Genomic DNA, 11178 nt, shown 5'->3' with positions numbered 1-11178 from the left:
AATGGACAATAAAGACCGCATTTTAAAAATGCTCGAAGAAGGAAAAATCACTTCTGAAGAGGCGATCAGACTCATGGAAGCGATGGAATCCAAAGAAAGCGATGCATCGGAGAGCAAACGCAGCAGCCATTCGGATGAACAGAACCGTCAGCAGAACCGGCACAGTCAGCAGGAGAGGCAGAGCGGAAAATCCTCAGGCAACTTTGCAGGCGCAGGCGAAGCCTGGGACCAGTTTGTCGGGGAATTCCAGAAGATAGTCAATCCTGAAAAAGCGAATGAAACGTACAGCAATGTTAAAAGTAAATTTGAGAACCAGAAATATGCATCCCAGGTGTTCGGTTCGCTTGAGAAGGCATTTGACAGTGTCAAAAATTCCAACATCGATTCCATGTTCTCGGCCGGCGCCAAAAACCGTCTGATAGAAACCATTGATGAAGACTTCTCCAATATCTCCGTGGACATCACCAACGGTAACGTTGTCATCGTGCCGACAGACAGGGTGACGACGGCAAAATTTGAAGTGACATCCTTCTACCGCAAACTCGATAAGAAGCGGAACTACTTCCAGGACATCATCTGTGAAGTGAAGAACGGAGAGCTGATGATCGTCTCCGACATCCGCACTGCACGTGTGAACGTCGAACTGCAGGTCAATCCCTCCATCGTCAACCGGCTGATCGTCTCCAGTTCAAACGGCAATGTGACGATAGAGAACGAGGAACTAAGCGACCTCACGGTAGACATACTGAACGGGAACATAACGCTTGAGAATGTTTCTGCAAACAGTGCATTCACAAGGACTTCACGCGGGAATATTACAGTCGGCGGCGGTGGATACGGTGCGCTGGAACTCATTTCGATGGTCGGCACCGTGAATACCGACAGGCTGAATGCCAAGGATCTGACAGTATCATCCAACGGCTCCGTCAACCTGTCATTGAAGGAAGAGACCGAATCTGCATCGATCAACACGAATATGGGCAGCATCAATATCAGCGTGCCGCAGGGCCGCGCCCTCGAAGGCAGGATCAGTACGGTTGTAGGACAGCTGAACTATCCGCCGGATATCAATGTAAGATTCATGAAACAGCAGGATATCGGCTTAAAAGAACTGATGCTCGTAAATGATACGGATGAAAGAGGACTTATTCTGGAAGTCGGTACGAAATTCGGCAGTGTGACGCTGCACCGCCACTAATTGAAAAGACAGCAGCAGAGCCCGGCCGGCAGGAATTGCTGGCCGGGTTTTCATTTTGAGTTGCAGGAGCGTGGTGTCGTAGGTCTGACACATACATTAAATTATCATTTCAATAAACCCCGAATGATTGAAAATGAACAAGTGTTTCTTTATAGTTGAATTATTAAATAGCCGAGGTGACGATATGCTCACAGTAGAAGCATTGGTAGATAAATTCGACCTGACGGTCAAAGCTGGAAATGACGGTCTCGACAATGAGATTGTAAATATAGATGTCTCACGTCCGGGTCTCGAAGTGGCGGGATATTTTTCACACTATTCCTCCGACCGGGTCCAGGTGCTGGGAATGAGTGAAACTTCCTTTTTTGAAAGGATGCTGACGGATGAAGAGCGTGAGGACCGCTGCAAGCGCCTCTGCCGCAGGGAAACGCCATGCATCATCATTACGCGTGGGCTGTATGCACCGCTTGAATTGATTGAAGCGTGCAACCTGACGCACACCCCCCTGCTCATCACAGAGGACAGTACGACAAACTTCATAGGCAGAGTTTCCAATTTCCTGGAGAAGGCGCTGGCGCCTGAAACGAACATGCACGGTGTGCTGGTCGACATCTACGGCATCGGCGTGCTGATTACGGGCGAGAGCGGTGTCGGTAAAAGTGAGACGGCACTGGAACTCGTGAAAAACGGTCACAGGCTGGTTGCCGATGACAATGTGGAAATCAAACAGGTCAGCAAAAATGTCCTGATGGGCTCCGCACCCTCACTGATCAGGAACCTGCTTGAAATCCGGGGCCTGGGCATCATCAATGTCATGACATTGTTCGGCGCGGGGAGCATCCTCGAAGAAAAACGTGTCATGCTGAATGTCAATCTTGAACCATGGGAAGCGAATAAGACGTATGAACGCCTCGGCCTCGATCAGAAGAAGATCAGGATACTGGATACGGAAATAGATCAGAAGACAATACCGATCCGTCCGGGACGGAGTCTCGCCGGCATCATCGAAGTGGCTGCTATGAACCATCGTATGCACTATATGGGATACAATGCCGCTGAGGAGTTCAATGACCGGCTGAATGCACAGATTATGGCAGGCGGAGGGAACAACAATGATATTTAGCACACCGCCGCTCAATCCGGTCGCGCTGGATCTGGGGCCGCTTGAAATACACTGGTACGGCATCATCATTGCAGCCGGTATGCTGCTCGGATTCTATATCGCAAACCGTGAAGCCGACAGGCGCGGCCTCCCCGAAGGCATGTTCATGGATCTGATGTTCTACATCATCATTTTTTCAATCATCGGGGCAAGGCTCTATTATGTAGTATTCCAATGGGAATACTACAGCCGGAACCTGGTCGACATCATCATGATCAATGAGGGCGGCATGGCAATTCACGGCGGTCTGATCGGCGGATTCCTGGCCGGCTTCATATTCTGCCGCGTGAAAGGATACAGCTTCTTCCAGGTTGCGGATATCGCGGCGCCCAGTCTGATCCTCGGCCAGGCGATCGGCCGGTGGGGCAATTTCATGAACCAGGAGGCGCACGGCGGTGAAGTGACGCGCGGGTTCCTGGAATCGCTGAAACTGCCTGAATTCATCATCAACCAGATGTATATCGACGGTGCCTATTATCATCCGACATTCCTCTACGAATCCCTTTGGAATCTCCTCGGGTTCGTCATACTGATGCTGCTGCGTCCGAAATTGAAGATCGGCCAGACGATGCTGCTTTATCTTATCTATTATTCAGCCGGCAGATTCTTCATTGAAGGCATGAGGACGGACAGTCTGATGATCGGGGATGTCCTCCGGACTGCACAGGTCATTTCAATCGTTCTCATTGCCGCTGCAGTCGTCATCTGGATCTACAGGGAGATGAAGTATGATCTGCCGAAGTACGGTAATGTCCACGGAATCTACGGGAAGGCCGGCCGTACCGGAAAGCAGAGAGGCGGACAGAGTGCACCCTCTCAAAAGGTGAAAAACAGGAATCAGAAAAACAGCAATCAGAATAACAGGAACAAAAAGAATAAAAACCGTAAAAAAGGAAGATAGCTCATGAGAAGGCTCGATGTCAGAAAAGCAGGCAGGATCAATCCGCTGTGGAATATGTACAAGACCATTTCCAGGTTCAAAGTGATCAAAAACTTCATATTCATCGAAATCGGGCGCTATGCACCTTCCACCAGGATAAAGCACACTCTCTACCGGAAAATGCTCGGGATGAAACTTGGGAGTAACGTGTCGCTTGCATTCAGGGCAATGCCGGATCTCATGTATCCGGAGCGCATCCATATTGGCAAAAATAGTATAATCGGGTATAATACAGTAATATTGACCCACGAATATCTGGTTGACGAATACCGCATAGGTGATGTCAGAATCGGCCATGATACGATGGTGGGTGCGAACGTGACGATTCTGCCGGGTGTGGTGATTGGAAATCACGCGGTTGTCGGTGCAGGGAGCGTCGTTTCAAAAGATGTCCCCGACCATTCAATCTGCTACGGGAACCCGCTTGTAATAAGGAGCAGGAATGATGAATGACAATAGGAAAGTGATCCCCTTCAACCAGAATGGTGAATTCCATTTCAATCAGGGGATGAAGAAATCAGGACAAAATAATAAACATGATGCTCTGAGGAGTTTCCAGAAAGCGATCGAACTCGAAGGGAACAACCTTGCGTATCTTTCCCAGTATGCCTACTTGCTTGCCGAAGTCGGCCGCGGGGCGGAAGCGGAACATATTCTAATCAATGAGTTCATTCAGCATCAGTACGATGCTGAATTTTATTTTATATTGAGCCAGCTGTTCATCATCATGAATGACCCGAACAAGGCGTTCCTCTTCGGTGTGCAGTATGTGAAGCATGAGCCGGACTCCGGATACGACGAGGAGCTCGAAAACATGTTTGAGGTGAGCATTGATGATGAGGACGAGGTGGAGAAGGAAGCGGACCGTTTTACCGGCCAGCACCTGTTCCAGCATCTTTTCATGAATGCCCGCATCGAGGAGGCATTGGAATACCTCGCCTCCATACCGGTTGAAATCCAGGAAGAGCGGGAGTTCAGGAACCTGAAGGCGATGGGGTCTTTATTCCTTAACAGGTATGAAGAAGCACATGTGCTTCTTGAGCAGCTGCTGAAAGAAGACCAGACGGATATGCATGCACTGAGCCATATGACACTGCTCTATTACCATACGGGTGAGCAGCAGAAGTACCGTGATTATCTGAAGAAGATGGAAGTGGTGCAGCCGCTCGATGACGATGCGCGGTTCAAGGTGGGGCTGGTGCTGAACTTCCTGAAGAAATACGCGCGTTCCTATGAGCTGCTGTTCCCGCTGTATAAGAAACAGGCATTCGTCAGCTTCCAGCTGCTGCATGCGCTGAGTCACTCGAGCTACCATATGGGAGACCGGGCGGAAGCGGAGATGTTCTGGGAGAAGATGCAGTTATTCCACAAAGTGGATGAATCCTACAGCCCGTGGAAAAAGGACGAGGCGGCACAAAAGATCACCCGTCTGGAAACGAAGTATTTGAAAGATGATGACGGATACAGGCGTCTGCTCGGTATATACAGAATATATAATGTGGAGCCGCGTGATGCGATTCTCGGGCATGATGTGTGGGAAACGATCGAGTCGATGGAGGATTATGAAAAACTGTATATCTCCTACCTGTTCCAGGGTCTGAACCTTGTCAGGCTCGGCCGTATGCATAAGGGACTCGAAGCGCTCAGGGAAGCAGGCTTTTCTGATGAGGAGGACCAGCTGGCATGGATTGAAACCTTCCATGATCTGTATGACAAAAAGGAAGATGTCGAAGATACCGGCGCACTCGCTGCGGCGACTATGCATTTCCATAAAAGAGGCAGGAAGATTACGAAGAAAGCACTGGTGGAAAAGTTCGATACGAGCATGTACCGTTTGAACAAGGCGATAGAGAAAATTGAGCACATTTGATGAAATATTGCACGCCACCATTTATAATATGTAAGAATGATTATGAGGTAAAGGAGTAATTATCATGGCTGAAGAAACAATTTATGATGTAGTCATCATAGGTGCCGGCCCTGCGGGAATGACGGCTGCGGTATACGCTTCCCGTGCAAATCTGAAGACTGTAATGCTGGAGCGCGGAATGCCGGGCGGACAGATGGCGAATACCGAAGAAGTCGAAAACTTCCCCGGATTCGATTTTATAACAGGACCGGAACTCTCGACTAAAATGTTTGAACACTCACAGAAATTTGGTGCGGAATATAAATATGGTGATATCAAATCCGTTGAAATCGACGGGGATATCAAAATCCTGAAAACGAGTTCTGAGGATATCAGGACAAAAACAGTAATCATCGCGACGGGCGCGGAATATAAGAAGGTCGGCGTCGAAGGCGAAGATACACTCGGCGGACGCGGTGTAAGCTACTGTGCAGTATGTGACGGTGCGTTCTTCAAGGAAAAAGAACTTGTCGTCATCGGCGGCGGTGATTCTGCAGTCGAAGAGGGTGTATTCCTCACCAAATTCGCAAGCAAAGTGACGATCGTCCACAGAAGAGACGAACTGAGGGCCCAGAAGATCCTTCAGGACCGTGCATTCAAAAACGATAAGATTGAATTCATCTGGGATACGGAAATCCAGGGGATCAACGGCGACAGCAGAGTGGAAAGTGTCACACTGCTCAATAAGAAAGACGGCTCGATCTATGATTATGAAGCTGACGGCGTATTCGTCTATGTCGGCATGAAACCACTCACGGCACCGTTCGAATCCCTGGGCATTCTGAATGACCTTGGATATGTCGATGCGGACGATGAGATGGAAACAGCAATACCGGGCATTTTTGCAGCAGGCGATGTCCGTGATAAAACGCTCCGTCAGATTGTGACAGCAACAGGAGACGGCAGTATCGCGGCGCAGAACGCCCAGCATTATATTGAAAAGCTTGCAGATATGCAGGAATCCAAATAGCATTTCTCAGACCTTCCGGCCGCTTTTCCGGAGGGTCTTTATTATGCATGATTTGAGCCGTTCCGTTGAAAACAAGGATTGCGGATAGTATCATAATATATTGCTATAATCTTTTTAAATTACAAGAATTAGTGTAAAGTAGCCTTAAGAATATCAGGAGGGTGTGGGGCGAGTGAAAGAATTGAAAATTTTAACCGGCATGAGCGGCGCAGGAAAATCCGTCGGTATCCAGGCGCTGGAGGATATGGGGTATTTCTGTATCGATAATCTGCCGCCTATCCTGCTGCCGAAAGTAGTGGAGCTGATGGAGACGGCCGACGGCCATATGTCCAGGGTGGCACTTGGAATCGACCTCCGCGGCAAGGAGTTTTTTGAAAGTCTGATTTCCGAGATTGAAGAACTGCGGGACAATAATGAAATTGCCCTGGAAATCATCTTCATCGATGCTTCGGATGAAACTCTGGTGAGCAGATACAAGGAAACACGCCGGGCGCACCCGATTGATAATACATTGAATGTGCTTGATGCCATTCATGTCGAACGCGGCCTCCTGTCTGAACTGAAAGGCCGTGCCAATAAGATCATCGACACTTCGGAAGCGACCGAAAAGGAACTGAGGAATAAAATATTCGAGCATGGAAGCGGGGAGAACCAGTCGCCGTTTAACGTCAACATAATGAGTTTCGGCTTTAAACATGGCATCCCGATCGATGCGGACCTTGTATTCGATGTGCGTTTTCTGCCAAATCCGCATTATGTGGATGATCTGAAGCCGCTTACGGGATTGGATAAGCCGGTCTCGGACTATGTGATGAAATGGAAGGAAACCCGGACGTTCTATGGAAAACTGCTCGATCTGCTGAAATATATGCTGCCGCAGTTCATGAAGGAAGGCAAGTCCCAGGTTGTAATTGCCATCGGTTGCACAGGGGGACAGCACCGTTCAGTCACTCTTGCTGAACAGCTTGCCAAAGACCTTTCGGAACCTTTCGATTTCAAGATGAAGGCGGTGCACCGGGATGCACCGGTCGAAAGCAAATCTTATGAAGAAGATTAAAATCACCCTGGTCGGTGGCGGCACGGGGCTCAGTGTACTGGCAAGAGGGCTCAGACAGTATCCTGTGGACATTTCAGCGATTGTTTCGGTGGCGGATGACGGCGGTTCGACGGGCATCATCCGTGACCAGATCGACATGCCTGCACCGGGGGACATCAGAAACGTAATGAGCGCCCTGAGTGATGTGGAGACGAAACTGGAAAATCTGTTTACATACAGATTCAATAAAGATGCGCTCGGCGGACATGCGCTCGGCAACCTCATGCTTGCGGCAATGTATGACATGACCGGTGATTTTGCCGTGGCTGTAGAGGAACTGAGTAAGATCCTGAACGTAAAAGGCACGGTGATTCCTTCGACGAACATCAGTCCGAAGCTTGCTGCACGTATGAAAGACAACTCTATCATCGTCGGCGAGAGCTACATTCCGGAAGTGCAGCAGAAAATAGAGGAAGTATATCTGATTCCGAACGACACGGTCGCGACACCGGAAGCGATCGAGGCCGTCGAAGAATCGGATGTCGTCGTTTTCGGACCGGGCAGTCTGTACACGAGCATCATACCGAATCTGATCCCTTCAGGAATGAAAGAGGCGATCATCAATTCGAGAGGTGTAAAAGTATATGTATCAAACATCATGACACAGGTGGGGGAAACGGTGGATTACACGGCCGCAGACCATCTCGAAGCGATCAATTTCCACATGGGCGCGCGGGTGATGGATTTCATCATACTTAATGAACAGAACATCAAAGGCCGGATTTCCGACTATTACGACAGGAACGGCATGACTGTGGTGGACAGCGATGCGCGGCGCCTTAAAAAGATGGGCGTTGAAATCATCACGGATTACCGGCTTGTCCATATCGACGATCAGGGTGCGGTACGACATAATAACAAAGTGCTTGCGGAGAAGATCTATGACATCGCTCTGAAGGAGATCAGCACTTTGCAGTACAGGAAATAAGACAATATTTAAGGGCGTGATTGCATGTCATTTGCTTCAGAGATGAAAAGCGAATTGACAAGGATCGAAGTGGATACGTGCTGCATGAAAAGTGAGCTTTCCGCACTGATCAAAATGAACGGGGTGCTCAGTCATTTCGACGGGGACTGGATCATCAATATCCAGACCGAAAATGCTGCGATTGCGAGGAGGATCTTCAGTCTGATCAAGAAGGTATACGGAGTGGAGATTGAACTGCTTGTGCGCAGGAAGATGAAGTTGAAGAAGAACAACGTCTATATCAGCCGGATTAAAAATGACAGCAGACTGGTTCTGGAAGATCTCAATATCATGAAAGACGGTATCATCTCACATGAAATCAGCGATGAGATCAAGACGAAGGAATGCTGTATCAGGAGCTACCTCCGCGGGGCATTCCTCGCCGGCGGATCCGTTAACAATCCTGAAACGTCGGCATATCATCTGGAAATCTTTTCATTGTATGAAGAACACGCAGAGAGTCTGGCAGAGCTGATGAACGGCTATGAATTGAATGCCAAGTATATCGAACGGAAACGCGGATTCATAACGTATTTGAAAGAGGCGGAGAAGATAGCGGAATTCCTCAGCCTGATCGGCGGTTACCAGGCCCTCCTTAAATTCGAGGATATCCGAATCGTGCGTGATATGCGCAACTCGGTGAACCGCTTGGTCAACTGCGAAACGGCCAATCTGAATAAAACCATCGGTGCCGCGATGCGCCAGGTGGAGAATATCCAGTTCATAGATTCGGAAATCGGACTGGATGAACTGCCTGACCGTCTCAGGGAAATAGCCAGACTCAGAGTGGAGCATCAGGAAGTTTCCTTAAAAGAGCTCGGAGAGATGATGTCTACGGGCGCAATTTCCAAGTCAGGGGTCAATCACCGCCTGAGGAAACTCGATAAAATTGCCGAGAAATTGAGAAACGGTGAAGCAGTCACATTTTAATGATGACAGAAAGAAGCACCGGTTCCGGGACATGGAAATTTTGTCCGGAGCCGGTGCTTCTTTCCTGCGATTAGTATGTTTATTATTTCTTGGATTTCTCTTCCGGTTCGAACAGATCTTCAAGCGCAATTTCCAGAGTCGGGAATATGAACTTGAAATCATGTTTCATCAGGACTTCAGGCACAACGTACTGCCCTTTGAGTACAAGGATGGATTGTTCACCCAGAACTTTTTCAAGCAGGAATCCCGGTGTCTTGAAAAAGTTCGGTTTGCCGAGTGCGGCAGCCAGATAGATGGAGAATTGCTTCTGCCTGTGCGGCATCGGTGCGGTCATGTTCACGGGACCGGAAATCTCTTCGTTAACACCGGCGAAAAGGAGTGCATTAAGCAGATCGTCGATATGAATCCAGCTGTACCACTGATCACCGCTGCCAAGCCTTCCGCCTGCTCCTAACTTATATGGAAGGACCATCTTCGGCAGGGCGCCATTCTCCGCATCCAAAATCAGTCCGAATCTTGCACATACTACACGGACCCCGTGTTCAGATGCTTTTTTTGCTTCCCTTTCCCATGCTGTGACCACAGAGGACAGGAAATCATGCGGTGCGAATGTATCATTCTCATCGAACCGTGCGCTTTTACTTACAGGATAATAGCCGATTGCGCTTGCATTCACCAAAGTGGATGGTGTGATTTCAGTTTTCGCAATCCATTTATTCAACATGCGCGTGACATCAATCCTTGAATCGAATATTTCCTCCTTGTACTCATCAGTCCATTTATCCTGCAGAGATGCACCTGCAAAATTATAGATGATATCAACCTTTTTCGGCATTTCATTCATCCATGTAAAATCATCCGGGTTATCCGGATTGTACTTGATATAATGTAAATAAGGATGTTCGGAATAGTGCTCGCTTCTTGAGAGGATGTAGACGTGGTCATGCTCCTCCTTAAGAATTTCAGCGAGTTTTCCACCGATGAATCCAGTACCGCCAGTAATAAGTACGTTCATATTAAAACGCCTCCTCACTACATTATAACCCGGTTGGTAAACTCGTAATCAGAAAACAGAGAAATTTTTTTGGGAGCGGGTGCGTGCGGAGGGCGTTAAATGGTGTTATCGGCCTCGGCAGCACAAACGGAGACCGACAAACTGTTTTATCGGCCGCCGTTCTCATATTCTTCCAATCTGACATCATCCAACAAAATAAAAAAAGCAGAATCCCATTTTTGGGATTCTGCTTTCGCCGGCTGGGAATTATTTGTTGTCCAGTTTTTCCGGTTCCATTACTTCATCGACAAGGCCGTATTCTTTTGCTTCTTCTGCTGTCATGAAGTTGTCGCGGTCAGTGTCTTTTTCGATTTTGTCATATGGCTGTCCTGTGCGCTCTGCAAGGATCTTGTTGAGTTTTTCGCGTGTTCTGAGGATGTGTTTTGCAGCGATTTCGATTTCAGTCGCCTGACCTTGCGCGCCGCCGAGTGGCTGGTGGATCATCACTTCTGCGTTAGGCAGTGCGAAACGTTTGCCTTTTGCGCCTGCTGCGAGCAGGAATGATCCCATTGAAGCTGCCATGCCGAGGCAGATTGTCTGTACATCCGGTTTGATGTGCTGGATTGTATCATAGATTGCCATGCCTGCCGTTACGCTTCCGCCCGGTGAGTTGATATAAAGGTAAATATCTTTCTCGGCGTCCTGCGCCTGCAGGAATAGAAGCTGGCTGACTACTGAGTTTGCAACGTTGTCATCAATGCCTGTGCCGATCATGATGATTCTGTCTTTAAGCAGTCTGGAGTAAATGTCATATGCACGTTCTCCACGGTTGGTCTGTTCAATGACTGTAGGAATTAAATTCATTTATACTACCTCCTGAAAATATACAATTCATTATTTGCTAATTATGTTATATCATATTAGTCAAATAAGGTCAAAAGAAAATGCTTGGAATAATTGGCCTTCAAAGGGTAAATTTAACTCTTTCATTCGACGCTGATTATTGCTATAC

The 11178-nt window shown here is 48.3% G+C and carries 11 protein-coding genes; 9 read left to right on the top strand and 2 right to left on the bottom strand.

What is annotated here, in order from left to right; translation table 11 throughout:
• Position 1 precedes the first annotated feature (1 nt).
• From BM271_RS09770 to whiA, 9 genes are all read left to right on the top strand, one after another.
• Entirely contained in the window at positions 2-1198 is a 1197-nt protein-coding gene (locus BM271_RS09770; RefSeq protein WP_046789414.1) for a DUF4097 family beta strand repeat-containing protein, read from the top strand.
• Positions 1199-1382: 184 nt separating this feature from the next.
• Complete coding sequence (hprK, locus tag BM271_RS09765; protein ID WP_046789415.1) at positions 1383-2321, top strand: HPr(Ser) kinase/phosphatase; 939 nt, start codon at positions 1383-1385, stop codon at positions 2319-2321.
• Positions 2314-3261 (top strand): prolipoprotein diacylglyceryl transferase, encoded by a 948-nt coding sequence (lgt, locus tag BM271_RS09760; protein ID WP_420806931.1) that lies wholly within the window; start codon positions 2314-2316, stop codon positions 3259-3261. The genes hprK and lgt overlap by 8 nt, the downstream gene beginning before the upstream one ends.
• Positions 3262-3264: 3 nt before the next feature.
• Positions 3265-3753, top strand: coding sequence for an acyltransferase (locus tag BM271_RS09755; protein ID WP_046789417.1), 489 nt, complete (start codon positions 3265-3267; stop codon positions 3751-3753).
• Positions 3746-5170: a tetratricopeptide repeat protein gene (locus BM271_RS09750; RefSeq protein WP_052749809.1), complete on the top strand. Its 1425-nt coding sequence runs from the start codon at positions 3746-3748 to the stop codon at positions 5168-5170. The genes BM271_RS09755 and BM271_RS09750 overlap by 8 nt, the downstream gene beginning before the upstream one ends.
• A 64-nt stretch (positions 5171-5234) precedes the next feature.
• Positions 5235-6179 carry a thioredoxin-disulfide reductase gene (gene trxB / locus BM271_RS09745; RefSeq protein WP_046789418.1) on the top strand — a complete coding sequence of 315 codons (945 nt, stop codon included), beginning with the start codon at positions 5235-5237 and terminating at the stop codon, positions 6177-6179.
• 172 nt (positions 6180-6351) lie between these two features.
• Positions 6352-7236 (top strand): RNase adapter RapZ, encoded by an 885-nt coding sequence (rapZ, locus tag BM271_RS09740; RefSeq protein ID WP_074924566.1) that lies wholly within the window; start codon positions 6352-6354, stop codon positions 7234-7236.
• Positions 7223-8203 carry a gluconeogenesis factor YvcK family protein gene (locus tag BM271_RS09735; RefSeq protein ID WP_046791409.1) on the top strand — a complete coding sequence of 327 codons (981 nt, stop codon included), beginning with the start codon at positions 7223-7225 and terminating at the stop codon, positions 8201-8203. The genes rapZ and BM271_RS09735 overlap by 14 nt, the downstream gene beginning before the upstream one ends.
• Before the next feature lie 24 nt (positions 8204-8227).
• Positions 8228-9172: a DNA-binding protein WhiA gene (gene whiA / locus BM271_RS09730; RefSeq protein ID WP_046789419.1), complete on the top strand. Its 945-nt coding sequence runs from the start codon at positions 8228-8230 to the stop codon at positions 9170-9172.
• A gap of 82 nt (positions 9173-9254) precedes the next feature.
• Here whiA and BM271_RS09725 read toward each other — a convergent pair whose 3' ends face one another.
• Positions 9255-10187, bottom strand: a complete 933-nt coding sequence (locus BM271_RS09725) for a TIGR01777 family oxidoreductase (RefSeq protein WP_046789420.1) — start codon at positions 10185-10187, stop codon at positions 9255-9257.
• 246 nt (positions 10188-10433) lie between these two features.
• Entirely contained in the window at positions 10434-11030 is a 597-nt protein-coding gene (clpP, locus tag BM271_RS09720) for an ATP-dependent Clp endopeptidase proteolytic subunit ClpP (protein ID WP_046789421.1), read from the bottom strand.
• Positions 11031-11178 lie beyond the last annotated feature (148 nt).

The sequence above is a fragment of the Salinicoccus halodurans genome (assembly GCF_900114445.1).
In the GTDB taxonomy this organism is placed as follows: Bacteria; Bacillota; Bacilli; order Staphylococcales; family Salinicoccaceae; genus Salinicoccus; species Salinicoccus halodurans.
Note: the sequence above shows the minus strand (reverse complement) of the source record. Positions and strands in the feature narration are given on the sequence as shown.